The organism is Escherichia sp. KTE159 (assembly GCF_000408805.1).
GTDB lineage: Bacteria > Pseudomonadota > Gammaproteobacteria > Enterobacterales > Enterobacteriaceae > Escherichia > Escherichia marmotae.
The window spans coordinates 1,166,125-1,192,229 of sequence record NZ_KE137292.1; the positions used below are offsets into that span (position 1 = coordinate 1,166,125).

Annotated in this window: 29 protein-coding genes and 1 other annotated feature; of the genes, 20 read left to right on the top strand and 9 right to left on the bottom strand. The window is 49.1% G+C overall.

Annotation, left to right across the window (positions count from 1 at the left end):
• Nucleotides 1-101 precede the first annotated feature (101 nt).
• Together spy and ves are read left to right on the top strand one after the other, a co-directional pair.
• Nucleotides 102-587 carry an ATP-independent periplasmic protein-refolding chaperone Spy gene (gene spy, locus A31E_RS15890; RefSeq protein ID WP_001228965.1) on the top strand — a complete coding sequence of 162 codons (486 nt, stop codon included), beginning with the start codon at nucleotides 102-104 and terminating at the stop codon, nucleotides 585-587.
• A 202-nt stretch (nucleotides 588-789) separates the two neighbouring features.
• The gene (gene ves / locus A31E_RS15885) at nucleotides 790-1,365 is read left to right on the top strand and encodes an environmental stress-induced protein Ves (protein ID WP_016248653.1); all 576 of its coding nucleotides are present in this window, start codon (nucleotides 790-792) and stop codon (nucleotides 1,363-1,365) included.
• A gap of 59 nt (nucleotides 1,366-1,424) precedes the next feature.
• On the opposite strand, the gene nadE is transcribed toward ves, so the two are convergent.
• Nucleotides 1,425-2,252, bottom strand: a complete 828-nt coding sequence (nadE, locus tag A31E_RS15880) for an ammonia-dependent NAD(+) synthetase (RefSeq protein ID WP_016248654.1) — start codon at nucleotides 2,250-2,252, stop codon at nucleotides 1,425-1,427.
• Nucleotides 2,253-2,452: 200 nt separating this feature from the next.
• Between nadE and osmE the strand changes: the two genes are divergently transcribed.
• The 7 genes from osmE (at nucleotide 2,453) to chbG (ending at nucleotide 8,346) form a co-directional block, all read left to right on the top strand.
• Nucleotides 2,453-2,791, top strand: a complete 339-nt coding sequence (gene osmE / locus A31E_RS15875; RefSeq protein WP_001039038.1) for an osmotically-inducible lipoprotein OsmE — start codon at nucleotides 2,453-2,455, stop codon at nucleotides 2,789-2,791.
• 300 nt (nucleotides 2,792-3,091) lie between these two features.
• The gene (gene chbB / locus A31E_RS15870; protein WP_000412169.1) at nucleotides 3,092-3,412 is read left to right on the top strand and encodes a PTS N,N'-diacetylchitobiose transporter subunit IIB; all 321 of its coding nucleotides are present in this window, start codon (nucleotides 3,092-3,094) and stop codon (nucleotides 3,410-3,412) included.
• An 80-nt stretch (nucleotides 3,413-3,492) separates the two neighbouring features.
• Complete coding sequence (chbC, locus tag A31E_RS15865; RefSeq protein ID WP_016248655.1) at nucleotides 3,493-4,851, top strand: PTS N,N'-diacetylchitobiose transporter subunit IIC; 1,359 nt, start codon at nucleotides 3,493-3,495, stop codon at nucleotides 4,849-4,851.
• 51 nt (nucleotides 4,852-4,902) lie between these two features.
• Nucleotides 4,903-5,253 (top strand): PTS N,N'-diacetylchitobiose transporter subunit IIA, encoded by a 351-nt coding sequence (chbA, locus tag A31E_RS15860; RefSeq protein WP_001516303.1) that lies wholly within the window; start codon nucleotides 4,903-4,905, stop codon nucleotides 5,251-5,253.
• A gap of 7 nt (nucleotides 5,254-5,260) precedes the next feature.
• Nucleotides 5,261-6,103 carry a transcriptional regulator ChbR gene (gene chbR / locus A31E_RS15855; protein ID WP_072274912.1) on the top strand — a complete coding sequence of 281 codons (843 nt, stop codon included), beginning with the start codon at nucleotides 5,261-5,263 and terminating at the stop codon, nucleotides 6,101-6,103.
• Between the two features lie 119 nt (nucleotides 6,104-6,222).
• Nucleotides 6,223-7,575 carry a 6-phospho-beta-glucosidase gene (celF, locus tag A31E_RS15850; RefSeq protein ID WP_001072165.1) on the top strand — a complete coding sequence of 451 codons (1,353 nt, stop codon included), beginning with the start codon at nucleotides 6,223-6,225 and terminating at the stop codon, nucleotides 7,573-7,575.
• 12 nt (nucleotides 7,576-7,587) lie between these two features.
• Nucleotides 7,588-8,346, top strand: a complete 759-nt coding sequence (gene chbG, locus A31E_RS15845) for a chitin disaccharide deacetylase (RefSeq protein ID WP_000440424.1) — start codon at nucleotides 7,588-7,590, stop codon at nucleotides 8,344-8,346.
• A 141-nt stretch (nucleotides 8,347-8,487) separates the two neighbouring features.
• Here the strand turns inward: chbG and katE are convergent, their stop codons facing one another.
• The gene (katE, locus tag A31E_RS15840; RefSeq protein WP_016248657.1) at nucleotides 8,488-10,749 is read right to left on the bottom strand and encodes a catalase HPII; all 2,262 of its coding nucleotides are present in this window, start codon (nucleotides 10,747-10,749) and stop codon (nucleotides 8,488-8,490) included.
• A 182-nt stretch (nucleotides 10,750-10,931) separates the two neighbouring features.
• On the opposite strand from katE, the gene cedA reads away from it, so the two are divergent.
• On the top strand, nucleotides 10,932-11,195 hold the full coding sequence (cedA, locus tag A31E_RS15835) for a cell division activator CedA (RefSeq protein ID WP_001241549.1): 264 nt from the start codon (nucleotides 10,932-10,934) through the stop codon (nucleotides 11,193-11,195).
• Nucleotides 11,196-11,240: 45 nt separating this feature from the next.
• On the opposite strand, the gene tcyP is transcribed toward cedA, so the two are convergent.
• The 3 genes from tcyP to hxpB form a co-directional block, all read right to left on the bottom strand.
• On the bottom strand, nucleotides 11,241-12,632 hold the full coding sequence (tcyP, locus tag A31E_RS15830) for a cystine/sulfocysteine:cation symporter (protein ID WP_001010689.1): 1,392 nt from the start codon (nucleotides 12,630-12,632) through the stop codon (nucleotides 11,241-11,243).
• A 132-nt stretch (nucleotides 12,633-12,764) separates the two neighbouring features.
• Entirely contained in the window at nucleotides 12,765-13,355 is a 591-nt protein-coding gene (locus tag A31E_RS15825; RefSeq protein WP_001516308.1) for a metal-dependent hydrolase, read from the bottom strand.
• 163 nt (nucleotides 13,356-13,518) lie between these two features.
• The gene (gene hxpB, locus A31E_RS15820; protein ID WP_000106844.1) at nucleotides 13,519-14,187 is read right to left on the bottom strand and encodes a hexitol phosphatase HxpB; all 669 of its coding nucleotides are present in this window, start codon (nucleotides 14,185-14,187) and stop codon (nucleotides 13,519-13,521) included.
• Between the two features lie 146 nt (nucleotides 14,188-14,333).
• Between hxpB and A31E_RS15815 the strand changes: the two genes are divergently transcribed.
• Nucleotides 14,334-14,870 (top strand): YniB family protein, encoded by a 537-nt coding sequence (locus tag A31E_RS15815; protein WP_000222161.1) that lies wholly within the window; start codon nucleotides 14,334-14,336, stop codon nucleotides 14,868-14,870.
• 40 nt (nucleotides 14,871-14,910) lie between these two features.
• On the opposite strand, the gene A31E_RS15810 is transcribed toward A31E_RS15815, so the two are convergent.
• The 3 genes from A31E_RS15810 to pfkB all read right to left on the bottom strand — a co-directional run bounded on the left by A31E_RS15810 (nucleotide 14,911) and on the right by pfkB (nucleotide 17,197).
• Nucleotides 14,911-15,771, bottom strand: a complete 861-nt coding sequence (locus A31E_RS15810) for a fructosamine kinase family protein (RefSeq protein ID WP_000267664.1) — start codon at nucleotides 15,769-15,771, stop codon at nucleotides 14,911-14,913.
• A 105-nt stretch (nucleotides 15,772-15,876) separates the two neighbouring features.
• Nucleotides 15,877-16,167: a type V toxin-antitoxin system endoribonuclease antitoxin GhoS gene (ghoS, locus tag A31E_RS15805; protein WP_000896961.1), complete on the bottom strand. Its 291-nt coding sequence runs from the start codon at nucleotides 16,165-16,167 to the stop codon at nucleotides 15,877-15,879.
• A gap of 100 nt (nucleotides 16,168-16,267) precedes the next feature.
• A complete protein-coding gene (pfkB, locus tag A31E_RS15800) occupies nucleotides 16,268-17,197 on the bottom strand; it encodes a 6-phosphofructokinase II (RefSeq protein ID WP_000251744.1) in 930 nt (309 codons plus the stop codon).
• A 286-nt stretch (nucleotides 17,198-17,483) separates the two neighbouring features.
• On the opposite strand from pfkB, the gene A31E_RS15795 reads away from it, so the two are divergent.
• Nucleotides 17,484-18,242 (top strand): DUF481 domain-containing protein, encoded by a 759-nt coding sequence (locus tag A31E_RS15795; protein ID WP_016248658.1) that lies wholly within the window; start codon nucleotides 17,484-17,486, stop codon nucleotides 18,240-18,242.
• Nucleotides 18,243-18,304: 62 nt separating this feature from the next.
• Here the strand turns inward: A31E_RS15795 and yniD are convergent, their stop codons facing one another.
• Nucleotides 18,305-18,412 (bottom strand): small membrane protein YniD, encoded by a 108-nt coding sequence (gene yniD / locus A31E_RS15790; RefSeq protein ID WP_001142445.1) that lies wholly within the window; start codon nucleotides 18,410-18,412, stop codon nucleotides 18,305-18,307.
• A 301-nt stretch (nucleotides 18,413-18,713) separates the two neighbouring features.
• Between yniD and thrS the strand changes: the two genes are divergently transcribed.
• The 8 genes from thrS to ihfA all read left to right on the top strand — a co-directional run bounded on the left by thrS (nucleotide 18,714) and on the right by ihfA (nucleotide 26,025).
• Nucleotides 18,714-20,642, top strand: a complete 1,929-nt coding sequence (gene thrS / locus A31E_RS15785) for a threonine--tRNA ligase (protein ID WP_001144185.1) — start codon at nucleotides 18,714-18,716, stop codon at nucleotides 20,640-20,642.
• A 3-nt stretch (nucleotides 20,643-20,645) separates the two neighbouring features.
• The gene (infC, locus tag A31E_RS0122475) at nucleotides 20,646-21,188 is read left to right on the top strand and encodes a translation initiation factor IF-3 (protein ID WP_001700733.1); all 543 of its coding nucleotides are present in this window, start codon (nucleotides 20,646-20,648) and stop codon (nucleotides 21,186-21,188) included.
• Nucleotides 21,189-21,280: 92 nt separating this feature from the next.
• On the top strand, nucleotides 21,281-21,478 hold the full coding sequence (rpmI, locus tag A31E_RS15780; RefSeq protein ID WP_001124225.1) for a 50S ribosomal protein L35: 198 nt from the start codon (nucleotides 21,281-21,283) through the stop codon (nucleotides 21,476-21,478).
• 51 nt (nucleotides 21,479-21,529) lie between these two features.
• On the top strand, nucleotides 21,530-21,886 hold the full coding sequence (gene rplT / locus A31E_RS15775; RefSeq protein ID WP_000124850.1) for a 50S ribosomal protein L20: 357 nt from the start codon (nucleotides 21,530-21,532) through the stop codon (nucleotides 21,884-21,886).
• Between the two features lie 116 nt (nucleotides 21,887-22,002).
• Nucleotides 22,003-22,127, top strand: a sequence feature (Phe leader region).
• The gene (pheM, locus tag A31E_RS26055) at nucleotides 22,009-22,053 is read left to right on the top strand and encodes a pheST operon leader peptide PheM (RefSeq protein WP_001386830.1); all 45 of its coding nucleotides are present in this window, start codon (nucleotides 22,009-22,011) and stop codon (nucleotides 22,051-22,053) included. (Overlaps the previous feature by 45 nt.)
• A 208-nt stretch (nucleotides 22,128-22,335) precedes the next feature.
• The gene (gene pheS / locus A31E_RS15770; RefSeq protein WP_000018588.1) at nucleotides 22,336-23,319 is read left to right on the top strand and encodes a phenylalanine--tRNA ligase subunit alpha; all 984 of its coding nucleotides are present in this window, start codon (nucleotides 22,336-22,338) and stop codon (nucleotides 23,317-23,319) included.
• A 14-nt stretch (nucleotides 23,320-23,333) separates the two neighbouring features.
• The gene (gene pheT / locus A31E_RS15765; protein WP_000672317.1) at nucleotides 23,334-25,721 is read left to right on the top strand and encodes a phenylalanine--tRNA ligase subunit beta; all 2,388 of its coding nucleotides are present in this window, start codon (nucleotides 23,334-23,336) and stop codon (nucleotides 25,719-25,721) included.
• Nucleotides 25,722-25,725: 4 nt separating this feature from the next.
• Entirely contained in the window at nucleotides 25,726-26,025 is a 300-nt protein-coding gene (gene ihfA, locus A31E_RS15760; RefSeq protein ID WP_001229265.1) for an integration host factor subunit alpha, read from the top strand.
• The last annotated feature ends 80 nt before the right edge of the window (nucleotides 26,026-26,105 follow it).

Sequence of the window (26,105 nt, forward strand, 5' to 3'; positions counted from 1 at the left end):
GCTCTGATTAATTGACGCTAAAGTCAGTAAAGTTAATCTCGTCAACACGGCACGTTACTTAAGAAAGCCGTAATAAATAACTGAAAGGAAGGATATTGAATATGCGTAAATTAACTGCACTGTTTGTTGCCTCTACCCTGGCTTTTGGCGCGGCTAACCTGGCCCATGCCGCTGATACCACTACCGCAGCACCGGCTGACGCCAAGCCGATGATGCACCATAAAGGTAAATTTGGTCCACATCACGACATGATGTTTAAAGACCTGAACCTGACCGACGCGCAGAAACAGCAGATCCGCGAAATCATGAAAGGTCAGCGTGATCAGATGAAACGTCCGCCGCTGGAAGAACGCCGCGCAATGCATGACATTATTGCCAGCGATACCTTCGACAAAGCAAAAGCTGAAGCGCAGATCGCAAAAATGGAAGAGCAGCGCAAAGCTAACATGCTGGCGCACCTGGAAACCCAGAACAAGATTTACAACATCCTGACGCCGGAGCAGAAAAAGCAATTTAATGCCAATTTTGAGAAGCGTCTGACAGAACGCCCTGCGGCAAAGGGTAAAATGCCTGCAACTGCTGAATAATCTTTCAGCCTGACAACTTAAGACCGCCGGTCTTGTCCACTACCTTGCTGTAATGCGGTGGACAGGATCGGCGGTTTTCTTTTCTGCTGTTCAACTTTTGCAAAAAAAGCCTAATCACCACTAAGGTAAATCACCCGAGTTGCCGATAACAATCCCCGGTTGCCTGAACGATAACAATGAAAAGAGCATGTCGGGAGCGAGTATGGAATACTTTGATATGCGTAAAATGTCGGTGAACCTGTGGCGAAACGCTGCCGGTGAAACTCGCGAAATCTGTAGCTTTCCCCCGGCAAAACGTGATTTTTACTGGCGCGCCAGCATTGCTTCCATTGCCGCAAATGGTGAGTTTTCTTTGTTTCCGGGCATGGAAAGGAGTGTGACGCTGTTGGAAGGTGGCGAGATGCTCCTTGAAAGCGCAGGCCATTTTAGCCATACCTTAAAACCGTTACAGCCTTTTGCCTTCGCGGCGGACCAGGTGGTAAAAGCAAAACTGACCGAAGGGCAGATGTCGATGGATTTCAACATTATGACGCGCCTTGATGCCTGTAAGGCGAAAGTCAGAATTGCCGATCGCACGTTCACCACTTTTGGCTCACGTGGTGGGGTGGTGTTTGTTATTAGCGGAGCGTGGCAACTGGGCGACAAGCTGTTGACTACCGACCAGGGCGCATGCTGGTACGATGGCAGGCACACCCTGCGGCTTTTACAACCGCAAGGCAAACTGCTGTTCAGTGAAATTAGCTGGCTTGCAGGCTATTCACCGGATCAAGTTCAGTGATTCATTATTAGAATGCTGCGCCCGATAACACTGGTGATATCTGACACAGCATGTCTGCGTTATTTTTTCCAGAAATCATCAAAAACGGTAATGGGCGGGCGGCGTTTATGCTCGGTTTTCAGATACCAATTCTCAATGGTTCTGGCGACCTGTTCCGGTACGGTTTTCCCTTCCAGATAGTCATCAATGTTGTCATAAGTGACGCCAAGCGCGACTTCATCCGGCAGTGACGGACGATCATCTTCCAGATCGGCGGTTGGTGCTTTCTTATAGAGATGCTCCGGGCAACCTAACGCTGCCAGTAATTGTTTACCCTGACGCTTGTTCAAACGGTATAGCGGGTTAATGTCAGTGCCTCCGTCACCGTATTTAGTGAAGAATCCGGTAATGGCTTCTGCCGCATGATCGGTGCCCACCACGACGCCGTGGGTCATGCCTGCAATGCTGTATTGTGCTTTCATCCGCTCACGTGCTTTTTCATTGCCACGAACGAAATCACTTAATTCAATACCCGCTTCGCGCAGTGCCTGTTCGCTGGCCAATACCGCGCCCTTGATATTAACGGTTAATACGCGATCCGGTTGAATAAAGGCAATGGCATCCTGACAATCCTGTTCATCGGCCTGAACACCGTAGGGCAGGCGTACTGCAATAAATTGCAGTGCCTCGTTGCCCGTTTCCTGACGAAGTTCGTTAATCGCCATCTGACACAGTTTCCCGGCAAGCGTGGAGTCCTGACCGCCACTAATACCAAGTACCAGTGATTTAATGAACGGATAGGTTTGCAGATAGCTTTTCAGAAAATCGATACTGCGGCGAATTTCCTCTTCGGCATTAATCTGCGGTTTTGCGCCCAGCGCCTTTATTATTTGTTGTTGCAATGTCATTGAACCCCTCCAGACAAAAAAATAAAACTTCCTTAAAGCTAACCCGTTGCTACAGAAACGACAAGCGACAGCAAGTTGAATGGCGGTTAAAACGTCATACAGGAATCCTCTGAAAGCGGAGCCGTTTCGTTCACAGGCTTGAAAAAGCCCCCGATGTATTCCAGGCTTATCTAACACGCTGATAAACAAGAGGACGAAATATGAACAAGAATATGGCAGGAATTCTGGGTGCAGCGGCGGTATTAACCATGCTGGCAGGTTGTACGGCGTATGATCGTACCAAAGACCAGTTTGTACAGCCTGTGGTGAAAGACGTCAAAAAAGGCATGAGCCGGGCGCAGGTTGCACAAATTGCGGGTAAACCTTCGTCTGAAGTGAGCATGATCCATGCTCGTGGTACTTGCCAGACCTATATCCTGGGTCAACGTGATGGTAAAGCAGAAACCTATTTTGTCGCGTTAGATGATACCGGACATGTCATCAACTCCGGCTATCAGACCTGTGCCGAATACGACACCGATCCACAAGCAGCGAAGTAATTTCTTCGCCAGAAAGCTTGAGTTACAACAGAAACCGGCCATTGCGCCGGTTTTTTTTTGACCCTTGTTCTTATTTATTGTCGCGAATTATTTAACTGAAATGTGAAGAAGGTCATAACAGCAGGTCAAGGAGAGACAATTTATGAGGTCAAGGAAATACTATCGTTCAGGTCAATACCGTATACTCTTTTCAGCCACCAAAAAAAGTCATGTTGGTTTCGCAAGTTACCCAGAGCATGGAAGCAGGTTAAGACTTGCGGAGTGTCTGGCTGACAGATAGTCGTTGATGAGGGCAGTTTTATGGAAAAGAAACACATTTATCTGTTTTGTTCTGCGGGCATGTCTACCTCTTTACTGGTATCAAAAATGCGCGCTCAGGCAGAAAAATATGAAGTTCCGGTCATTATTGAAGCATTTCCGGAAACACTGGCTGGTGAAAAAGGTCAGAATGCCGATGTCGTGTTATTGGGGCCGCAGATTGCTTATATGTTGCCCGAAATCCAGCGTTTGTTACCCAACAAACCGGTTGAAGTAATTGACTCACTGTTATATGGCAAAGTCGATGGTTTAGGCGTGCTTAAGGCTGCAGTTGCAGCAATTAAAAAAGCCGCAGCAAATTAATTTTTAAATTTTCCGTCAAAGAGTTATTTCATAAATCTATACCGCAATATTTTAATTGCGGTTTTTAAGGGTATTTTTCTATGAGTAATGTTATTGCATCGCTTGAAAAGGTACTCCTCCCTTTTGCAGTCAAAATAGGAAAGCAGCCACACGTTAATGCAATCAAAAACGGCTTTATTCGCTTAATGCCGTTAACCCTCGCAGGGGCCATGTTTGTATTAATCAATAACGTTTTTCTGAGCTTTGGGGAGGGGTCGTTTTTTTACTCGTTAGGTATTCGCCTTGATGCCTCAACTATTGAAACACTCAATGGGCTGAAGGGTATTGGCGGCAACGTTTATAACGGAACGTTAGGGATTATGTCTTTAATGACACCGTTCTTTATCGGCATGGCGCTGGCAGAAGAGCGTAAAGTCGATGCACTGGCGGCAGGATTGTTATCCGTTGCGGCATTTATGACCGTCACTCCTTATAGCGTCGGTGAAGCCTATGCGGTCGGCGCAAACTGGTTAGGCGGCGCGAATATTATCTCCGGGATTATTATCGGCCTGGTGGTAGCAGAAATGTTTACCTTTATTGTCCGCCGCAACTGGGTCATTAAATTACCCGACAGCGTACCGACATCGGTATCGCGTTCTTTCTCTGCATTAATTCCTGGCTTTATTATTCTTTCCGTGATGGGGATTATTGCCTGGGCGCTGACTACCTGGGGCACTAACTTCCACCAGATTATTATGGATACCATTTCGACGCCGCTGGCATCGTTGGGTAGCGTGGTTGGCTGGGCCTATGTGATCTTTGTTCCGCTGCTCTGGTTCTTCGGTATTCATGGCGCGCTGGCGTTGACCGCCCTGGACAACGGCATTATGACGCCGTGGGCGCTGGAAAACATCGCCACCTACCAGCAATATGGTTCCGTCGAAGCGGCGCTGGCAGCCGGTAAGACTTTCCATATCTGGGCCAAGCCGATGCTGGACTCCTTTATTTTCCTCGGCGGCAGCGGCGCGACCCTGGGGCTTATTCTGGCCATTTTTATCGCTTCTCGTCGTGCTGACTATCGTCAGGTGGCAAAACTGGCACTGCCGTCAGGCATCTTCCAGATTAACGAACCGATTCTGTTTGGTCTGCCGATTATCATGAATCCGGTAATGTTTATCCCGTTCGTGCTGGTGCAACCAATTCTGGCGGCAATTACCCTGGCGACGTACTACATGGGCATTATCCCGCCGGTGACCAACATTGCGCCGTGGACCATGCCAACTGGTCTGGGAGCCTTCTTTAATACTAACGGTAGCGTCGCCGCATTGCTGGTCGCACTCTTCAACCTTGGTATCGCAACGCTGATTTATCTGCCATTTGTTGTGGTGGCGAACAAAGCGCAGAACGTGATTGATAAAGAAGAGAGTGAAGAAGATATTGCTAACGCCCTGAAATTTTAATCGACACCGGCGCGGGCAACTCGTGCCGGTAAGAATAGAGAGGAACGATGTATGATGGATCTCGAAAACATTCCTGACACGCAAACCGAAGCCGAAGAACTGGAAGAAGTGGTGATGGGGCTTATCATCAACTCCGGACAGGCACGTAGTCTGGCGTATGCCGCGCTGAAGCAGGCGAAGCAGGGCGATTTTGCAGCCGCCAGAACGATGATGGATCAATCGCGGATGGCCTTGAATGAAGCGCATCTGGTACAGACGAAGCTGATTGAAGGCGATCAGGGCGAAGGAAAGATGAAAGTTAGCCTGGTGCTGGTCCACGCGCAGGATCATTTAATGACTTCAATGCTCGCGCGTGAACTGATTAGTGAATTAATTGAGCTTCATGAAAAACTGAAAGCATAAGGAGTCAATGATGCAGCCAGTGATTAACGCGCCGGAAATTGCCACTGCCCGTGAGCAGCAATTATTTAATGGCAAAAATTTCCATGTGTTTATCTACAATAAAACCGAAAGTATTACTGGGTTGCATCAGCATGACTATTATGAATTTACCCTGGTTTTAACCGGTCGTTATTTCCAGGAGATTAACGGCAAGCGTGTGTTGCTGGAACGGGGCGATTTTGTTTTTATTCCGTTAGGATCACACCATCAAAGTTTTTATGAGTTTGGTGCCACGCGCATATTGAACGTTGGGATCAGTAAACATTTTTTTGAACAGCATTATTTACCGTTGTTACCTTATTGCTTTGTTGCTTCACAGGTTTACCGCACTAATAATGCTTTTCTCACTTATGTGGAAACGGTAATTTCTTCATTGAATTTCAGTGAAACCGGGCTGGAAGAATTTGTTGAGATAGTCACTTTTTATGTCATTAACCGTTTACGCCATTACCGCGAAGAACAGGTAATTGATGATGTGCCACAGTGGCTAAAAAATACGGTTGAGAAGATGCATGATAAAGTGCAGTTCAGTGAAAATGCGTTGGAAAACATGGTGACGTTATCGGCTAAATCGCAGGAGTATTTGACGCGTGCGACTCAGCGATACTATGGCAAAACGCCGATGCAGATTATTAATGAAATCCGCATTAACTTTGCCAAAAAACAACTGGAAATGACCAACTATTCTGTGACGGATATTGCATTTGAAGCTGGTTATAGTAGCCCAAGTCTGTTCATTAAAACGTTTAAGAAACTAACGTCTTTTACGCCAAATAGCTATCGTAAGAAATTGACTGAATTTAATCAGTAGCTGTTATCGCTGATCATTAAATTTACATGCGTGCCTTGTTTATCCTGGGGAAACCGGGATATTCCTGACACAGAGGCAGGCATGAAGAATATCAGTATTTCCTGATGAAGGGAGAAATTATGAACCAGAAATTAAAAATCGTCACTATTGGTGGCGGGAGTAGTTATACCCCGGAGTTACTGGAAGGGTTTATTAAGCGTTATCACGAATTGCCGGTTACTGAATTATGGCTGGTGGATGTCGAAGGTGGTAAAGCGAAACTGGATATTATTTTTGAACTCTGTCAGCGCATGATTGATAACGCTGGCGTACCGATAAAGCTTTATAAAACGCTTGATCGTCGTGAGGCGCTGAAAGGGGCTGATTTTGTCACTACCCAACTGCGCGTAGGTCAATTACCGGCACGTGAACTGGATGAACGCATTCCGTTAAGTCATGGCTATCTTGGCCAGGAAACCAACGGTGCGGGAGGCCTGTTTAAAGGTCTGCGCACCATTCCGGTGATTTTCGATATTGTGAACGATGTTGAAGAACTATGTCCGAATGCGTGGGTTATCAACTTTACTAACCCGGCGGGAATGGTCACTGAAGCGGTTTATCGTCACACTGGATTTAAACGCTTTATCGGCGTGTGTAATATTCCTGTGGGTATGAAAATGTTTATCAGCGATGTTTTAGCGTTGAATGAGAGCGATGATTTATCTATCGATCTGTTCGGCCTGAACCATATGGTGTTTATTAAGGATGTGCTGGTAAATGGCAAATCGCGCTTTGCCGAATTGCTCGACGGCGTGGCATCCGGGCAGTTAAAAGCGTCTGGCGTAAAAAACATTTTCGATCTGCCGTTTAGCGAAGGCTTAATTCGTTCGCTGAATCTGTTGCCATGTTCTTATCTGCTTTATTACTTCAAGCAAAAAGAGATGCTGGCGATTGAAATGGGTGAATACTACAAAGGCGGTGCGCGTGCGCAGATAGTGCAGAAAGTCGAGAAACAACTCTTTGAGCTGTATAAAAACCCGGAGCTGAAAGTTAAACCGAAAGAGCTGGAGCAGCGCGGTGGGGCTTATTACTCAGACGCGGCGTGCGAGGTGATTAACGCTATCTACAACGACAAGCAAACGGAACATTACATTAATATCCCGCATCATGGGCATATTGATAATATTCCGACTGACTGGGCGGTAGAAATGACCTGTACGCTGGGTCGCAATGGCGCGACGCCACATCCGCGAATTACCCATTTTGATGACAAAGTCATGGGGCTGATCCACACCATTAAAGGCTTTGAAATTGCCGCCAGCAACGCAGCACTTAGCGGTGAATTTAACGATGTGTTACTGGCGCTAAACCTTAGCCCGTTGGTGCATTCCGATCATGACGCAGAGTTGCTGGCACGTGAGATGATTCTGGCGCACGAGAAGTGGCTACCAAACTTTGCTGACTGTATTGTAGATCTCAAAAAAGCACATTAACCGGGGCTGATTATGGAACGCTTACTGATTGTTAATGCAGATGATTTTGGCTTAAGTAAAGGTCAGAACTACGGCATTATCGAGGCCTGTCGCAACGGGATTGTCACGTCGACGACGGCGCTGGTAAATGGTGAAGCCATCGACCATGCGGTGCAGTTGAGTCGTGATGAGCCGAGCCTGGCCGTCGGGATGCATTTTGTCCTCACCCTGGGCAAGCCGCTAACTGCAATGCCCGGTTTAACCCGCGAAGGCGTGTTGGGGAAATGGATCTGGCAACTGGCAAAAGAAGATGCTTTACCACTGGAGGAAATTGCTCAGGAACTTGCCAGCCAGTATCTGCGTTTCATTGAGCTGTTTGGGCGCAAACCTACCCATCTTGATAGTCATCATCATGTGCATATGTTCCCGCAGATTTTCCCGATTGTGGCCAGGTTTGCCGCTGAAGAGGGGATTGCGTTGCGCATCGATCGTCAGCCAGTATTTAACGATAGTGATTTACCGGCTAAATTGCGCAGTTCGCAGGGCTTCAGTAGCGCATTCTATGGTGAAGAGATCAGCGAGTCCCTGTTCCTGCAAGCGGTGGATGATTCCAGTCATCGCGGTGAGCGCTCGCTGGAAGTGATGTGCCATCCGGCGTTTATTGATAATACGATTCGCCAGAGTGCTTACTGTTTTCCACGGTTAACGGAGCTGGAAGTGTTGACATCAGCATCGTTGAAGTATGCCATTGCCGAGCGAGGTTATCGGTTGGGTAGTTATCTTGATGTGTAGGTAATGTTGTTTTGCCGGATGTAGCGTAAATACCTTATCCGGCCAGCAAAGTGTCGCAATTTCAATATATTATGAATTATTACGCTAGACCTGATAAGCGCAGCGCATCAGGCAAAGGCGGCGCAACTGCGCCGCCTATATTCAGGCAGGGATTTTGTCAATCTTAGGGATACGTGACCAGACGCGGTGCGCCGCTATCAGAGTCAGTAACTCATTCATAAAATTGCCGTCAGCTCTGTCGGCTTCAACAATCCCTTCTTCACCCTGGTCATCGACCTTGATTGTTGCCTTGAACTTGCGTGCATCTCCCGTCAGGGCTATCGGTTTAAGGTGTTTATAGGCTTCCATCAGGTAGTAGTTTGCGTCGCCGTTGTCTGCGATATCCGCGATATTGCCGCATGGGATAATAACCGCATCAACCGTCAGTGAGGGGGCTCCAGCAAAGGTAGCGGCTATTGGCAATACTGTACCGTCATCTGCTGTCACTTCTCCCATCCGTGAATAAAGCAGTTTGGCATGAACGCCTTTAGCTTTCAGCGCCTTGAGCATTTCCAGAAGGTCTGCCGATCTCACCTCATCATTAAGCAAAATCGCGACCACACGGCCTTTCACATCCCCATCCGGAATGGCATACAGACTTAACGCAGGATCTTTTTTCAGCCCGTTCACGTCCGGTGGTGGCGTAATGTTCAGTTGGTCGTCTGTCAGTGCGATACCGAGATTTTTTGCTACCGCTTGCGCCAGGTTGAGATCGATATGCGCTAGCTGGTCAACAACGCGCTCACGAATATATGGGCGTACAACTTTACTCAACTCAAAGCTGAACGCATCGATAATATGGCGCTGTTCGAATGGTGTCTGGCTTAACCAGAACAGGCGCGGATGGGAATAATATTCGCCAAACGATGGGCTACGCTCGCGCACCTTATTGCCTTCTACGCGCTCCTGATAGGATTCAAAACCTCCGCGTTTCGGCCCCGGCGGTGTTTCTCGCGGCCAGTTATCGTTGATCGAATTCGGTTCGTAGTTTGCTGGGTTAGTGTCGATTCCCATCCGATGCATGCCGTCACGCTGGTAATTGTGGTACGGGCAGGTTGGGCGGTTAATTGGAATTTCATGGAAATTCGGCCCGCCAAGACGGCTGATTTGTGTGTCGGTGTAGGAGAACAAACGCCCCTGCAACAGCGGATCGTTGGTGAAATCCAGACCGGGGACAATGTGTCCAGGATGGAAAGCCACTTGTTCATTTTCGGCAAAAAAGTTATCCGGGTTACGATTGAGCACCATTTTACCGACGCGCTGAACGGGGACTAACTCTTCCGGGATAAGTTTTGTTGGGTCAAGCAGGTCGAAGTCGAATTTGAATTCATCCTCTTCCGCAATCAACTGGAAGCCAAGTTCATATTCCGGGAAGTCGCCCGCTTCAATCGTTTCCCATAGTTCGCGACGGTGGAAGTCCGGGTCTCGCCCCGTCAGTTTCTGCGCCTCATCCCATACCAGCGAGGCTTTACCTGCCAGTGGTTTCCAGTGGAAACGCACAAAGGTTGCTTTACCTTCGGCGTTAATCAGGCGGAAGGTGTGAATGCCGAAGCCTTCCATTGTGCGATAACTGCGGGGGAGCCCACGGTCTGACATCGCCCACATTACGTTATGCAGGGTTTCAGGTTGCAGGGAAACATAATCCCAGAAAGTGTCGTGGGCGCTGCCTCCCTGTGGGATCGCCCAGTGCGGCTCCGGTTTTACCGCATGAACAAAATCGGGGAATTTGTGTGCATCCTGAATAAAGAAGATCGGCGTGTTGTTGCCAACGAGATCAAAAATACCTTCTTCGGTATAGAACTTGGTGGCGAAACCACGGATATCACGCACGGTATCTGCCGAGCCAGCGCCTCCCTGAACGGTAGAGAAGCGCACAAATACCGGAGTGATTTTGTTCGGATCAGACAGAAAATCGGCTTTGGTGATGTCGCTCAAGTTTTTATACGGCTGGAAATAGCCGTGAGCAGCAGAACCGCGTGCGTGAACAATACGCTCCGGGATGCGTTCGTGGTCAAAGTGAGTGATTTTCTCACGCAGAATAAAATCTTCCAGCAGCGTAGGCCCACGGCTACCGGCACGCAGGGAGTTTTGATCGTCGGCTATGCGTACGCCCTGATTGGTGGTCAGTGCATAATTCTCGCTACCTTTACGCACATCTTCCAGGGAATTTATTTTTTCATTACGCGTATCCGGCGCTTTCAGGCTACCTGGCGCAGTAGGTTGCGCACCAGGCGGGGTCGGTTCAGCCGCTGGACGATGAGAGCCGTCCTCAGGTGCCAGTGAGTCCATCCCGGGTTTCGCTTCGCTCGAATCGTGCAGGGGGGACTGGTGCTGATGTGGGTTCTTTTCGTTATGTTGCGACATTGAACTCGTCTCCTTATTTCATTGCTGAAAGGGCCGCTGTTTTGGTCAAAAAACCTTCTAACTATAGACCACCAGGGGGATCTCGCTCTGGAAGTGGTGCCAGAGAAGGTTTTTGGGAATGTACGCAAAGCAGGACGGACGGGGGCTAAATCGGCTAAACTACAGTTTTTCTGATTTTTAATATGCGTTTAGTGAAGCCAGTAATGAAGAAACCGCTACGTCAGCAAAACCGCCCGATTATTAGCTATGTTCCGCGCACAGAACCCGCGCCGCCAGAACATGCGGTTAAAATGGATTCGTTTCGTGATGTCTGGATACTGCGCGGCAAGTATGTGGCGTTTGTCCTGGTGGGGGAATCATTCTTGCGCTCACCGGCGTTTAGCGTACCGGAGTCGGCCCAGCGTTGGGCAAATCAGGTGCGGCAAGAAAATGAGATCGAAGAATAAATAAACGCCTGTCGGATGACAGGCGTTTTGCGTTATAAACCAGGATTAACGGTGTGCCAGCTCGGCGTCGTCTTCGCTGTCCAGAATGGACTTATCGGTTTGCTTCAGCCACTGGCTGGTCAGCGTACCTGCGGTCATTGAGCCGCTAACGTTCAATGCAGTTCGGCCCATATCGATAAGCGGTTCAACGGAGATTAGCAGAGCCACCAGCGTTACCGGTAAGCCCATTGCTGGCAGAACAATCAACGCGGCGAATGTCGCACCACCACCAACACCTGCAACACCTGCTGAACTCACCGTGACGATACCGACGAGTGTCGCAATCCACATTGGATCCAGTGGGTTAATGCCAACTGTAGGCGCAACCATCACCGCCAGCATTGCCGGATACAAACCAGCACAGCCGTTCTGACCAATGGTCGCACCGAAAGAAGCGGCGAAACTGGCAATGGATTCAGGAACACCCAGACGACGCGTTTGCGCTTCTACGTTCAGCGGAATAGACGCGGCGCTGGAGCGACTGGTGAAGGCAAACGTCAGTACTGGCCATACTTTACGGAAGTATTTCAGCGGGCTTACGCCGTTAATACCCAGCAGAATGCCATGTACCGCAAACATAATGATAAGACCCAGGTAGGACGCGACAACGAAGCTACCCAGCTTAATGATGTCTTGCAGATTGGAACCGGCAACGACTTTGGTCATCAGCGCAAGCACGCCGTAAGGGGTCAATTGCATGACCAGGCGAACCAGTTTCATCACCCAGCTTTGCAGCGTGTCGATAGCGGTTAAGACGCGTTCACCTTTCGGCGCATCATCTTTCAGCAGTTTTAGCGCGGCGACACCAAGGAAGGCGGCAAAAATTACCACGCTGATAATTGACGTCGGATTGGCACCAGTCAAATCGGCAAACGGGTTTTTCGGAATAAAGGACAGAATGAGTTGCGGAACACTTAAGTCTGCAACTTTACCAACATAGTTGCTTTCGATAGCGTTCAGACGCGCCGTCTCTGCGCCACCCTGAACCAGACCTTCAGCAGTCAGACCAAACAGGTTGGTCACCAGCACACCGACCAGCGCCGCAATCAGCGTGGTAAACAGCAGCGTACCGATGGTCAGAAAACTGATTTTGCCTAACTGAGATGCGTTATGCAGGCGAGCAACCGCGCTCAGAATAGAGGCGAATACTAACGGCATGACGATCATTTGCAGTAGCTGAACATAGCCGTTACCGACAATGTTAAACCACTGTACAGAATCTTTAAGTACCTGGCTGTCAGAACCATAAATGGTGTGCAGAGCAAGGCCAAAGACCACGCCCATCACCAGACCCACCAGCACTTTTTTTGCCAGACTCCACTGTTTGTGGCGAGTCTGGGCCAACGCAAACAGCAGCACAACGAACACCACGATGTTCGCAATTAATGGAAAGTTCATCCCCGTTCTCCTGATCTTATTATTTCTATCACTGTGTAACAGTCATAGTGTTGTCGCAAGATTAACAGAACTGTGAGCTGGCTCTTATATTCAAATAGAATTGCTTATTCCAGAAAGACGGTTTTTGCCGCTTTAATATTCAACCTGATGCTTAATAAGGCGATGAAACTGGATCTGCAAGGTATTGATCATTTCCGATGACCAACGCACGGCACTGTTTTCGGGCAATGAATGGGGCATCCACACCGACCAGACAAATAATGCCATGCAGAGAAAACGTTCCAGTTGATTGCCCTTTTGTGGCACCAGAATTGGCAGGCGGAAGCGCCAGCGACATGGCCAGAGGAGGGGAACGCCAGCCGGTGTCAGCATATCGGCAAGGATATGGCTCAAATAACCCAGCACCATACCTTGCAAAGCATCAGCCGGAATAAACCAGCTTTCCGGAACTTTAAGATAAAAGGTCGCCAGCAACGCAAAGACCGCCAGCAGACTGTGGGTAAATCCACGGTGTCCAAATGCCCGGGCAATGGGTTTTGATATCCACTTTAATCGCTGCCCAAGAAACGATTTTGGGTGGTCGATGTCCGGTAACAGACACGTTAAGATTGCGGAAGGGACAATATGCCACCAGTCACCCTGTGCCAGCACGGGCGTTAGTTCGGCATTTTTGGCAAATACCGCGCAAGCAATAGAAAAAAGAAGGTGACCTTCCGCCGTCATGATAAAACTCACTAAACTGTCGATACGTACAGTATAGGATTTTTATACAGTGCGCGGAAGTGGTGACGGTGTAACTCTTTATCACAAAATGATGATAAATCCGCCAGTTGAATAAAAATTCAGATAAAAAACCAGGGGCAGTGATGACACTGCCCGATTTTTATTAGCCGAGGAGGTCTTCCGCGGTGAGTTCGGTGAGAGATGAAAGCTTCACGTTTGCCAACACAAAACGTGGATCATTTTGCGCTTCTGGCGCAGGAACGACGATGGAACGCATACGGGCTGCTTTAGAGGCGATCATACCGTTTACAGAATCTTCCAGCGCCACGCAGGCCAGCGGATCAATACCCAGTTTTGCTGCGCAGTCGAGATACACTTGCGGGTGCGGTTTGCTGTAAGGCAGTTTTTCTGCGGAGGCGAGGGCATCGAAACTGTCACGTAAGTCAAACATGGTCAGCACTTTTTCCAGCATATGTAACGGCGACGCAGAGGCCAGGCCAACCAATAAACCGTGTTCTTTGCACAGCGCAACGGCCTCACGCACACCAGGCAGTAATGGCCGAGTCTCTTCAACCAGTGAAATGGCACGAGCAATAACCCGTTCTACCACTTCCTGACGACCCGGCCCACGCCACGGTTGCCGGGCGTACCACAGATCAACCACCATATCGATGCGTAAACCTAAGGTGTCCGGTAGCTCGTTACGACGGGAGATGTCCACCCCCAGGCTTGCCATCACATCCAGTTCGGCTCGATCCCATAAAGGTTCAGAGTCGATAAGTAATCCATCCATATCGAAAATTGCAGCAAGAATCTGTCGCGGGGTTGACATTACAACCTCTCCTTTAGAGCATTAAGTGTAAGGTATTAAGCAGTGCTTATGATTAAGCGCCTATCATATCGCCTTTAAAGAATGGGCGAAAACAGATATCTACAGGTAAACTAAGTGAATCGACGCGTCTTAATCAAGGAGAACTCATGACGTATCAACAAGCTGGACGCATTGCTGTTTTGAAAAGGATTTTCGGTTGGGTGATTTTTATACCCGCACTGATCTCTACGCTGATTTCTTTGCTGAAATTTATGAATACCCGGCAGGAAAATCAGGAAGGCATTAATGCGGTCATGCTCGACTTTACCCATGTCATGATCGATATGATGCAGGCGAATACGCCTTTTTTGAATCTGTTCTGGTACAACTCACCGACGCCCAATTTTAATGGCGGTGTGAATATTATGTTCTGGGTGATTTTCATCCTGATATTTGTTGGACTTGCGTTGCAAGATTCCGGTGCCCGTATGAGCCGCCAGGCGCGTTTCTTACGTGAAGGTGTTGAGGATCAACTCATTCTGGAGAAGGCTAAAGGAGACGAGGGGTTAACGCGTGAACAGATTGAGTCACGCATTGTTGTTCCGCACCATACCATTTTCTTGCAGTTTTTTTCACTCTATATCCTGCCGGTCATTTGTATTGCTGCTGGGTATGTGTTTTTTTCTCTGCTTGGGTTTATTTAATCAAAAGGCCGCGCGAAGCGGCCATTATCATCAACTCACATCACGCCGCTAATAATCTATCCAGTGACTGCTGAGCAATAACCAAATGCTGCCCGCCAAACAACCTTGCACGATTAAGTAACGTGTAGAGCTGGTAAATTGGTTGACGTTCGAGGAAATCTGCCGGTAGCGGTGAAACTGACTGATAGCCGTCATAGATTTGCGGCGGTTGTTCAGTGTGCAGCGGCAACATCGCCAGATCGCACTCTCTGTCACCCCAGTAACAAGCGGGATCGAAGATGTACGGGCCATTCGGACCCAGCGCACAGTTTCCGGACCATAAATCACCGTGTAACAGTGACGGCTGCGGCTGATGTGAGGCCAGACGTTGCTGAATGTGTTCGACGATGGCGTCGATATTGCCGAAGGCGATCCCTTTTTCTGCCGCCAGTTCCAGTTGCCAGCCAATACGTTGTTCAGCAAAAAACGTTGCCCAGCGACGTTGCCAGGTGTTGGGTTGTGGAGTAGTCGAAAGTGCGTTATCGAAATCGAGGCCAAATTGTGGCTGATCACTCCATTGATGCAGGCGCGCAATTTGCTGCCCTAAAATAAATGCATTATGTGCATCCAATGGGCGAGGCGGGAGATAGTCCATCACCAAAAAACTGTAGTCCCGGTCAGCGCCAACAGCCCAGACTCTGGGCACAGTAACGGTTTTACTGCGTGATAATAATTCCAGTTGATCGGCTTCGGCGGTAAAACCGGAAAGCAGGTCCCTTTCATCACATTTGACGAAAAAATCACGTCCAGCATAGCGCAAATGCCATGCGGCATGGACTTCCCCGCCAGGCAGTTCATTACGCAGCTCGATTTCGCCTTCACCTAACTGCTCGCTCAAAAGACGACTGATTGCCTGCCACATGATGTCTCTCCCATGTTGTCTGCCAGATCATAAAGTTAGCGCAAGAATGCGGTGAAAAAACACGAGCTAACGCACACCACAGACTGATTATTGCCCAAAAACCATTTATTTTCTGTCGCTATACCATTTCTCCCAGGTGGTTATTGTGATTTCCGGGGATTTGCCGGTTGCACTTTGGGTAAGCCCGGCAACCAACTCTCTTATTTCATCTTCATTTTGAGTACTGATAAGCCCAAAGGTGTTCGTTCCCAGCTCATGGATATTTCCGTCATCATCCGTCATGGTCAGTAAAAAACCGTCGCGTGTCAGAAAGTTATTTAACTCATTAATTTCAGTTAATGTGTCTTCATGCAACATGACGGTAATGACATAGCGGACAAGGTCGCCACCGGCCATAATTCACCTCTTTGTTATCACGTGATTTTTTAGCATAGTCGGAGAAACGCGTTGCCGACAGGTTTGTGGTGATTCCCCCAATGTTGGGGGAATATCTCTATTAGTGGGAAAGGTAAGCGTAAATTTTTTGCGTATCGTCATGGGAGCACAGGCGAGTTCCTTGATTGAGCGTGGCGGCACTACCTGCGGCTACGCCAAAACGAACCATTTCTTCAAGAGGGGCATTTTCCGCCAGCTTCAGCGTCATCGCGCCGACCATGCTGTCACCTGCACCGACGGTACTCTGGCTTTTCACCGGTGGCGGCACTACCTGAATGCAGTTTTCGCTGTCCACTCCCAACGCCCCTTGCGGGCCAAGAGAAACAACAACCCGTTTGGCCTTACCACTATTTACGATTTCCTGCGCGGCTTTGCGCACATCATCTGGCTGGGTGAGTTCGCGATTGACCAGTGCGCTGAGCTCTTTCTGGTTAGGTTTCACCAGTTCGATATTGCCAATGGCCAGTGCCGCGCTTAGTGCATCGCCGGAACTGTCGACAATGCAACGAATCCCTTGTTTTTGTGCAGCGGAGATAAGTTGAGTTAATTTTTCCAGCTTCACACCTGGGGGCAGACTGCCGCTTATGACCAGGATAGCCCCTGATTCAATTTCCAGAACCTGTTCTTCAAGTTGACGAAATTCATCTTCACTTAACGTCGCGCCAGGCATGACAAATCGGTACTGCTCACCCGTAGATTCTACATGTACGTGCAGATTCTGGCGGGTCCAGTCTTTTGCTTCGACAGTGGCGACCGGGACATTTTCATCAGCCAGCAGTGAAACCAGATGTTCGCCGGTTGCGCCGCCAGCCGGGAAGATTGCCGTGGCGCTACCCCCAAGGTGAGCAATGGCGCGGGCGACGTTAATACCGCCGCCACCAGGCTCAAACACCGGGGCGGTACAGCGCAGTTTTCCTTCGGGATAAATTTGCGGGGTAATTGTTGCGCTATCGAGAGAAGGCGCAAGTGTCAACGTATAGATACGTACCATCATTTCCTCCTATAGGCTGATTTCAGTCTGGCACTGAATCAGTGGAAAGTGAAGAAATTAACAATATGATTTATTGGATATTTATATAAAATTAATCGGGTAAAGATATATAAATAAATATCTGTTTTCGCAATGTGCTTATTCAAAAAATGAAATAAGAAGTCATTGCTAAGTTTTTCACTCCTTTTTATAATTTGTTACCTTTCCAGGGACGCTACTCTTTGATCCTCAAGAAAGTTTCCGGGACCGCGATGGTCTCTTTTTTTGTTGTACGGACTTTTAATAAATGAAGCTTTTGAAGACAGTTCCTGCCATCGTTATGTTGGCGGGGGGTATGTTTGCGTCTCTGAATGCAACTGCCGATGATTCCGTTTTTACTGTCATGGACGACCCTGCCAGCGCCAAAAAACCTTTCGAAGGTAATCTGAATGCAGGTTACCTTGCACAATCAGGTAACACGAAAAGTTCTTCACTAACGGCTGATACCACTATGACCTGGTATGGGTATACTACTGCCTGGTCGCTGTGGGGGAACGCCAGCAATACGTCTTCTAATGATGAACGTTCTTCGGAAAAATATGCGGTGGGCGGGCGTAGCCGTTTTAATTTAACTGACTATGACTATTTATTTGGTCAGGCTAGTTGGCTGACAGACCGTTATAACGGTTATCGCGAACGCGATGTGCTGACTGCGGGTTATGGTCGCCAGTTTTTGAATGGTCCGGTACACAGTTTCCGCTTTGAATTCGGTCCTGGCGTGCGTTACGACAAATATACCGACAATGCCAGTGAAACTCAGCCGCTGGGTTATGCTTCCGGGGCTTATGTGTGGCAGTTGACCGACAACACTAAATTTACCCAAGGTGTTTCCGTCTTTGGCGCGGAAGACACGACGTTAAACTCGGAAAGTGCGCTGAATGTTGCCATCAATGAGCATTTCGGTCTTAAAGTGGCTTACAACGTCACGTGGAACTCTGAACCGCCTGAATCGGCCCCAGAACATACTGACCGCCGAACAACGTTATCGCTGGGATATAAAATGTAACTATTACTGCCGGACTGCGACGTGCGGTCTGGCTTTTACGTTAGCAGATAGAGTCTTACCATTCAGCCCCAAATCATTGCTGCCCAACGCAGTAACAGCATCGCGCCACAGATAGCCAGTAGTACCACCACCATCTTCCAGTGTTTTTTGTCAAAACGTTTTGTCGGCATGTGATTTTCCTGCGTATTTCGAGTAGTCGATAATCGAGTGTAACAAAATGGGCAGGTGTTGCCTGTGTTGATTTATATCATATCGATCATGGTGATTGTCGCTTTGCCCGACAACAAATACCGTGTAAACTGCCAGGCGGTATTATCAGAAAGTGGGTGTAGGTCTGGCATCACCAACCGGTATGCTGTGACATATTTCGCAGAGTGAAGCGGGAATCAACCCAAACCTTTTTGGTAAATTTCATATGAATCTTTGTATGTGATCTTTCGTGTGGGTCACCACTGCAAATAAGGATATAACATGCCTGTTATTACTCTTCCTGATGGCAGCCAACGCCATTACGACCACGCTGTAAGCCCCATGGATGTTGCGCTGGACATTGGTCCAGGTCTGGCGAAAGCCTGTATCGCAGGGCGCGTTAATGGCGAACTGGTAGATGCGTGCGATTTGATTGAAAACGACGCTAAACTGGCGATCATTACCGCTAAAGACGAAGAAGGTCTGGAGATCATTCGTCACTCCTGCGCGCACCTGTTAGGGCACGCAATTAAACAACTTTGGCCGCATACCAAAATGGCAATCGGCCCGGTTATTGACAACGGTTTCTATTATGACGTTGATCTTGACCGCACGTTAACCCAGGAAGATGTCGAAGCACTCGAGAAGCGGATGCATGAGCTTGCTGAGAAAAACTACGACGTCATTAAGAAGAAAGTTAGTTGGCACGAAGCGCGTGAAACGTTTGTTAAACGCGGCGAGAGCTATAAAGTCTCCATCCTGGACGAAAATATTGCCCATGATGACCTGCCGGGTCTCTATTTTCATGAAGAATATGTCGATATGTGCCGCGGTCCGCACGTACCGAACATGCGTTTCTGCCATCACTTCAAACTGATGAAAACGGCAGGGGCTTACTGGCGCGGCGATAGCAACAACAAAATGTTGCAGCGTATTTACGGTACTGCGTGGGCAGACAAAAAAGCCCTCAACGCTTACCTGCAGCGCCTGGAAGAAGCCGCGAAACGCGACCACCGTAAAATCGGTAAGCAGCTTGACCTGTACCATATGCAGGAAGAAGCGCCGGGTATGGTGTTCTGGCACAACGACGGCTGGACAATCTTCCGTGAACTGGAAGTGTTCGTACGTTCTAAACTGAAAGAGTACCAGTATCAGGAAGTAAAAGGTCCGTTCATGATGGACCGCGTCCTGTGGGAAAAAACCGGACACTGGGAAAACTACAAAGATGCGATGTTCACCACGTCTTCAGAGAACCGTGAATACTGCATTAAGCCGATGAACTGCCCGGGTCACGTACAAATTTTCAACCAGGGGCTGAAGTCGTATCGCGATCTGCCGCTGCGTATGGCCGAGTTCGGTAGCTGCCACCGTAACGAGCCGTCAGGTTCTCTGCATGGACTGATGCGTGTACGTGGTTTCACTCAGGACGACGCGCATATCTTCTGTACTGAAGAACAAATTCGCGATGAAGTTAACGGATGTATCCGTTTAGTCTATGATATGTACAGCACTTTTGGCTTCGAGAAAATCGTGGTCAAACTTTCCACTCGTCCTGAAAAACGTATTGGCAGCGACGAAATGTGGGATCGTGCTGAGGCGGACCTGGCAGTTGCGCTGGAAGAAAACAACATCCCGTTTGAATATCAACTGGGTGAAGGCGCTTTCTACGGTCCGAAAATTGAATTTACCCTGTATGACTGCCTCGATCGTGCATGGCAGTGCGGTACGGTACAGCTGGACTTCTCCTTGCCGTCTCGTCTGAGCGCCTCCTATGTGGGCGAAGACAACGAGCGTAAGGTTCCGGTAATGATTCACCGCGCAATTCTGGGGTCTATGGAACGTTTCATCGGTATCCTGACCGAAGAGTTCGCTGGTTTCTTCCCGACCTGGCTTGCGCCGGTTCAGGTTGTTATCATGAACATTACTGATTCGCAGTCTGAATACGTTAACGAATTGACGCAAAAACTATCAAATGCGGGCATTCGTGTTAAAGCAGACTTGAGAAATGAGAAGATTGGCTTTAAAATCCGCGAGCACACTTTGCGTCGCGTCCCGTATATGTTGGTCTGTGGTGATAAAGAGGTGGAATCTGGCAAAGTTGCCGTTCGCACCCGCCGTGGTAAAGACCTGGGAAGCATGGACGTAAATGAAGTGATCGAGAAGCTGCAACAAGAGATTCGCAGCCGCAGTCTTAAACAATTGGAGGAATAAGGTATTAAAGGCGGAAAACGAGTTCAAACGGCGCGCCCTAACCGTATTAATGGCGAAATTCGCGCCCAGGAAGTTCGCTTAACAGGTCTGGAAGGCGAGCAGCTTGGTATTGTGAGTCTGAGAGAAGCTCTGGAGAAAGCTGAAGAAGCCGGAGTAGACTTAGTCGAGATCAGCCCTAACGCCGAGCCGCCGGTTTGTCGTATCATGGATTACGGCAAATTCCTCTATGAAAAGAGCAAGTCTTCTAAGGAACAGAAGAAAAAGCAAAAAGTTATCCAGGTTAAGGAAATTAAATTCCGTCCTGGTACAGATGAAGGCGACTATCAGGTAAAACTCCGCAGCCTGATTCGCTTTCTGGAAGAGGGTGATAAAGCCAAAATCACACTGCGTTTCCGCGGTCGTGAGATGGCGCACCAGCAAATCGGTATGGAAGTGCTTAATCGCGTGAAAGACGATTTGCAAGAACTGGCAGTGGTCGAATCCTTCCCAACGAAGATCGAAGGCCGCCAGATGATCATGGTGCTCGCTCCTAAGAAGAAACAGTAAGGCCATCAAGTAATCATTCCTGTGGGCCTCGGCTCACAGGGTGATTCGCCTTTGTTTCTGTTTATCAACAATGCGAAGTGGAAGTTATTAAAATGCCAAAAATTAAGACCGTACGCGGTGCTGCTAAGCGCTTCAAAAAAACCGGTAAAGGTGGTTTTAAGCACAAGCACGCTAACCTGCGTCACATTCTGACCAAAAAAGCGACCAAACGTAAACGTCACCTGCGTCCGAAAGCCATGGTTTCTAAAGGCGATCTGGGTCTGGTAATCGCGTGCCTGCCGTACGCATAAGCCGTTAACGTTTTTTAACTTTTTAATTAGAATAGATACAGGAGAGCACATATGGCTCGCGTAAAACGTGGTGTTATTGCACGCGCACGTCACAAGAAAATTTTGAAACAAGCTAAAGGCTACTACGGTGCGCGTTCTCGCGTATACCGCGTTGCCTTCCAGGCTGTTATCAAGGCTGGTCAGTATGCTTACCGTGACCGTCGTCAACGTAAGCGTCAGTTCCGTCAACTGTGGATTGCGCGTATCAACGCAGCAGCACGTCAGAACGGTATTTCTTACAGCAAATTCATCAATGGCCTGAAAAAAGCCTCTGTTGAAATCGACCGTAAGATCCTGGCTGACATCGCAGTATTCGACAAAGTAGCGTTCACCGCTCTGGTTGAAAAAGCGAAAGCAGCTCTGGCATAAGCCAGTTGAAAGAGGGAGCTTGTCTCCCTCTTTTCGTTTCAACACTATCAGAACATTGACTTTTATCGTCGTAGCCTTTTCAATAAAGGTCTTTTGAAAAGTCCCAAAAGGTAACGCAAGCAATGAATGCTGCTATTTTCCGCTTCTTTTTTTACTTTAGCACCTGACTCCAGGAGGCTAGCGCGTGAGAAGAGAAACGGAAAACAGCGCCTGAAAGCCTCCCAGTGGAGGCTTTTTTTGTATGCGCGTTCTGAAAAATAAAAAGCCTGTCTCATCAGGCGTAATTGTCGCAGTCAGTTTGGACACGGCCAGCGCGGAGAAACCGGAGCGTACTTAAGTACGTGAGGATTTCGAGCACTGTCCGGGACAAAATGGCAAGTAAAATAGCCTGATGGGATAGGCTCTAAGTCCAACGAACCAGTGTCACCACCGACACAATGAGGAAAACCATGTCACATCTCGCAGAACTGGTTGCCAGTGCGAAGGCGGCCATTAGCCAGGCGTCAGATGTTGCCGCGTTAGACAATGTGCGCGTCGAATATTTGGGTAAAAAAGGGCACTTGACCCTTCAGATGACGACCCTGCGTGAGCTGCCGCCAGAAGAGCGTCCGGCAGCCGGTGCGGTTATCAACGAAGCAAAAGAGCAGGTGCAGCAGGCGCTGAATGCGCGTAAAGCCGAGCTGGAAAGCGCGGCGTTGAATGCGCGTCTGGCAGCAGAGACTATTGATGTCTCCTTGCCGGGGCGTCGTATTGAAAACGGCGGTCTGCATCCGGTGACCCGTACTATCGACCGTATCGAAAGTTTCTTCGGTGAGCTTGGCTTTACCGTGGCTACCGGGCCGGAAATCGAAGACGATTATCATAACTTTGATGCTCTGAACATTCCAGGTCACCACCCGGCGCGCGCTGACCACGACACTTTCTGGTTTGATGCTACTCGCCTGCTGCGTACCCAGACGTCTGGCGTACAGATCCGCACCATGAAAGCCCAGCAGCCACCGATTCGTATCATCGCACCTGGCCGTGTTTATCGTAACGACTACGACCAGACTCACACACCGATGTTCCATCAGATGGAAGGCCTGATTGTTGACACCAACATCAGCTTTACCAACCTGAAAGGCACACTGCACGACTTCCTGCGTAACTTCTTTGAAGAAGATTTGCAGATCCGCTTCCGTCCTTCCTACTTCCCGTTCACCGAACCGTCTGCAGAAGTGGACGTTATGGGTAAAAACGGCAAATGGTTGGAAGTGCTGGGTTGCGGCATGGTGCATCCAAATGTGCTGCGTAACGTCGGTATCGACCCGGAAGTTTACTCCGGTTTTGCCTTTGGGATGGGGATGGAGCGCCTGACTATGTTGCGTTACGGCGTCACCGACCTGCGTTCATTCTTCGAAAACGATCTGCGTTTCCTCAAACAGTTTAAATAAGGCAGGAATAGATTATGAAATTCAGTGAACTGTGGTTACGCGAATGGGTGAACCCAGCGATTGATAGCGATGCGCTGGCGAATCAAATCACTATGGCGGGTCTGGAAGTTGACGGTGTAGAACCGGTTGCCGGTAGCTTCCATGGCGTGGTTGTTGGTGAAGTAGTTGAGTGCGCACAGCATCCAAACGCTGACAAACTGCGAGTGACGAAAGTCAACGTTGGTGGTGATCGCCTGCTGGATATTGTCTGTGGCGCACCAAACTGCCGCCAGGGCCTGCGTGTGGCGGTAGCGACCATTGGTGCTGTTCTGCCGGGTGATTTTAAAATTAAAGCGGCGAAACTGCGTGGCGAACCGTCTGAAGGGATGCTGTGCTCTTTCTCCGAGCTGGGCATTTCTGACGATCATAACGGCATTATTGAACTGCCAGCGGATGCGCCGATTGGTACTGACATTCGTGAATACCTGAAACTCGATGATAACACTATCGAAATCAGCGTTACGCCAAACCGTGCCGACTGCTTAGGCATCATTGGTGTTGCGCGCGACGTTGCTGTGCTGAACCAGTTGCCGCTGGTTGAACCGGAAATCATTCCGGTTGGTGCAACCATTGACGATACGTTGCCGATTGCAGTAGAAGCGCCTGAAGCCTGCCCGCGTTATCTTGGTCGCGTCGTAAAAGGCATTAACGTTAAAGCCCCAACTCCGCTGTGGATGAAAGAAAAACTGCGTCGCTGCGGCATTCGTTCTATCGATGCGGTCGTTGACGTGACCAACTACGTGCTCCTTGAACTGGGTCAACCGATGCACGCTTTCGATAAAGATCGCATTGAAGGCGGTATTGTGGTGCGGATGGCGAAAGAGGGTGAAACGCTGGTGTTGCTCGATGGCACTGAAGCGAAGCTGAATGCTGACACTCTGGTTATTGCTGACCACAACAAGGCACTGGCAATGGGTGGCATCTTCGGCGGCGAACATTCTGGCGTAAATGAAGAAACGCAAAACGTTTTGCTGGAATGCGCTTTCTTCAGCCCGCTGTCTATCACCGGTCGTGCTCGTCGTCATGGCCTGCATACCGATGCGTCTCACCGTTACGAGCGTGGTGTTGATCCGGCACTGCAGCATAAAGCAATGGAACGTGCGACTCGTCTGCTGATTGACATTTGCGGCGGTGAAGCAGGTCCGGTTATCGATATCACCAACGAAGCAACGCTGCCGAAGCGTGCGACTATCACTTTACGTCGCAGCAAACTGGATCGCCTGATCGGCCATCATATTGCCGATGAGCAGGTTACCGACATTCTGCGTCGCCTCGGCTGCAAAGTGACCGAAGGTAAGGACGAGTGGCAGGCAGTTGCGCCGAGCTGGCGTTTCGACATGGAGATTGAAGAGGATCTGGTCGAAGAAGTCGCTCGTGTTTATGGCTACAACAACATTCCGGACGAGCCGGTGCAGGCGAGCCTGATTATGGGCACTCACCGCGAAGCTGACCTGTCGCTCAAGCGTGTGAAAACGCTTCTCAACGACAAAGGCTATCAGGAAGTGATCACCTACAGCTTCGTGGATCCGAAAGTTCAGCAGATGATCCACCCGGGTGCAGAAGCGTTACTGCTGCCAAGTCCGATCTCGGTTGAAATGTCAGCAATGCGCCTTTCTTTGTGGACTGGCCTGCTGGCAACGGTAGTGTACAACCAGAACCGTCAGCAAAACCGTGTGCGTATTTTCGAAAGTGGTCTGCGTTTTGTTCCGGACACCCAGGCACCATTGGGCATTCGTCAGGATCTGATGTTAGCTGGTGTTATTTGCGGTAACCGTTATGAAGAGCACTGGAACCTGGCAAAAGAGACCGTTGATTTCTATGATTTGAAAGGTGATCTGGAATCCGTTCTCGACCTGACTGGTAAACTGAATGAGGTTGAGTTCCGTGCAGAAGCGAATCCGGCGCTGCATCCTGGACAATCCGCAGCGATTTATCTGAAAGGTGAACGCATTGGTTTTGTTGGGGTTGTTCATCCTGAACTGGAACGTAAACTGGATCTCAACGGTCGCACTCTGGTGTTCGAACTGGAGTGGAGCAAGCTCGCAGACCGCGTGGTGCCTCAAGCGCGCGAGATTTCTCGCTTCCCTGCGAACCGTCGCGACATCGCGGTTGTGGTCGCAGAAAACGTTCCCGCTGCGGATATTTTATCCGAATGTAAGAAAGTTGGCGTAAATCAGGTAGTTGGCGTAAACTTATTTGACGTGTACCGCGGTAAGGGTGTTGCGGAGGGGTATAAGAGCCTCGCCATAAGCCTGATCCTGCAAGATACCAGCCGTACACTCGAAGAAGAGGAGATTGCCGCTACCGTCGCCAAATGTGTAGAGGCATTAAAAGAGCGATTCCAGGCATCATTGAGGGATTGAACCTATGGCGCTTACAAAAGCTGAAATGTCAGAATATCTGTTTGATAAGCTTGGGCTTAGCAAGCGGGATGCCAAAGAACTGGTTGAACTGTTTTTCGAAGAGATCCGTCGCGCTCTGGAAAACGGCGAGCAGGTAAAACTCTCTGGCTTTGGTAACTTCGATCTGCGTGATAAGAATCAACGTCCGGGACGTAACCCGAAAACGGGCGAAGATATTCCCATTACAGCACGGCGCGTGGTGACCTTCAGACCAGGGCAGAAGTTAAAAAGCCGGGTCGAAAACGCTTCGCCCAAAGACGAGTAATCTGATCTAACTAAAAAGGCCGCTCTGCGGCCTTTTTTCTTTTCACTCCCGCTGAGTCACCGTAAAATCAACAGCATTAT

Excerpts from the sequence above, each read along its gene's own strand:
- celF (WP_001072165.1), top strand. The coding sequence starts at position 6,223 with ATGAACCAGAAATTAAAAATCGTCACTATTGGTGGCGGGAGTAGTTAT.
- ves (WP_016248653.1), top strand. The coding sequence starts at position 790 with ATGGAATACTTTGATATGCGTAAAATGTCGGTGAACCTGTGGCGAAAC.
- thrS (WP_001144185.1), top strand. The coding sequence starts at position 18,714 with ATGCCTGTTATTACTCTTCCTGATGGCAGCCAACGCCATTACGACCAC.
- chbA (WP_001516303.1), top strand. The coding sequence starts at position 4,903 with ATGATGGATCTCGAAAACATTCCTGACACGCAAACCGAAGCCGAAGAA.
- nadE (WP_016248654.1), bottom strand. The coding sequence starts at position 2,252 with ATGACATTGCAACAACAAATAATAAAGGCGCTGGGCGCAAAACCGCAG.
- chbB (WP_000412169.1), top strand. The coding sequence starts at position 3,092 with ATGGAAAAGAAACACATTTATCTGTTTTGTTCTGCGGGCATGTCTACC.
- pfkB (WP_000251744.1), bottom strand. The coding sequence starts at position 17,197 with ATGGTACGTATCTATACGTTGACACTTGCGCCTTCTCTCGATAGCGCA.
- yniD (WP_001142445.1), bottom strand. The coding sequence starts at position 18,412 with ATGCCGACAAAACGTTTTGACAAAAAACACTGGAAGATGGTGGTGGTA.
- osmE (WP_001039038.1), top strand. The coding sequence starts at position 2,453 with ATGAACAAGAATATGGCAGGAATTCTGGGTGCAGCGGCGGTATTAACC.
- chbC (WP_016248655.1), top strand. The coding sequence starts at position 3,493 with ATGAGTAATGTTATTGCATCGCTTGAAAAGGTACTCCTCCCTTTTGCA.
- A31E_RS15795 (WP_016248658.1), top strand. The coding sequence starts at position 17,484 with ATGAAGCTTTTGAAGACAGTTCCTGCCATCGTTATGTTGGCGGGGGGT.
- chbG (WP_000440424.1), top strand. The coding sequence starts at position 7,588 with ATGGAACGCTTACTGATTGTTAATGCAGATGATTTTGGCTTAAGTAAA.
- ihfA (WP_001229265.1), top strand. The coding sequence starts at position 25,726 with ATGGCGCTTACAAAAGCTGAAATGTCAGAATATCTGTTTGATAAGCTT.
- pheS (WP_000018588.1), top strand. The coding sequence starts at position 22,336 with ATGTCACATCTCGCAGAACTGGTTGCCAGTGCGAAGGCGGCCATTAGC.
- A31E_RS15815 (WP_000222161.1), top strand. The coding sequence starts at position 14,334 with ATGACGTATCAACAAGCTGGACGCATTGCTGTTTTGAAAAGGATTTTC.
- rplT (WP_000124850.1), top strand. The coding sequence starts at position 21,530 with ATGGCTCGCGTAAAACGTGGTGTTATTGCACGCGCACGTCACAAGAAA.
- ghoS (WP_000896961.1), bottom strand. The coding sequence starts at position 16,167 with ATGGCCGGTGGCGACCTTGTCCGCTATGTCATTACCGTCATGTTGCAT.
- pheT (WP_000672317.1), top strand. The coding sequence starts at position 23,334 with ATGAAATTCAGTGAACTGTGGTTACGCGAATGGGTGAACCCAGCGATT.
- katE (WP_016248657.1), bottom strand. The coding sequence starts at position 10,749 with ATGTCGCAACATAACGAAAAGAACCCACATCAGCACCAGTCCCCCCTG.
- tcyP (WP_001010689.1), bottom strand. The coding sequence starts at position 12,632 with ATGAACTTTCCATTAATTGCGAACATCGTGGTGTTCGTTGTGCTGCTG.
- A31E_RS15810 (WP_000267664.1), bottom strand. The coding sequence starts at position 15,771 with ATGTGGCAGGCAATCAGTCGTCTTTTGAGCGAGCAGTTAGGTGAAGGC.
- spy (WP_001228965.1), top strand. The coding sequence starts at position 102 with ATGCGTAAATTAACTGCACTGTTTGTTGCCTCTACCCTGGCTTTTGGC.
- rpmI (WP_001124225.1), top strand. The coding sequence starts at position 21,281 with ATGCCAAAAATTAAGACCGTACGCGGTGCTGCTAAGCGCTTCAAAAAA.
- chbR (WP_072274912.1), top strand. The coding sequence starts at position 5,261 with ATGATGCAGCCAGTGATTAACGCGCCGGAAATTGCCACTGCCCGTGAG.
- A31E_RS15825 (WP_001516308.1), bottom strand. The coding sequence starts at position 13,355 with ATGACGGCGGAAGGTCACCTTCTTTTTTCTATTGCTTGCGCGGTATTT.
- cedA (WP_001241549.1), top strand. The coding sequence starts at position 10,932 with ATGCGTTTAGTGAAGCCAGTAATGAAGAAACCGCTACGTCAGCAAAAC.
- hxpB (WP_000106844.1), bottom strand. The coding sequence starts at position 14,187 with ATGTCAACCCCGCGACAGATTCTTGCTGCAATTTTCGATATGGATGGA.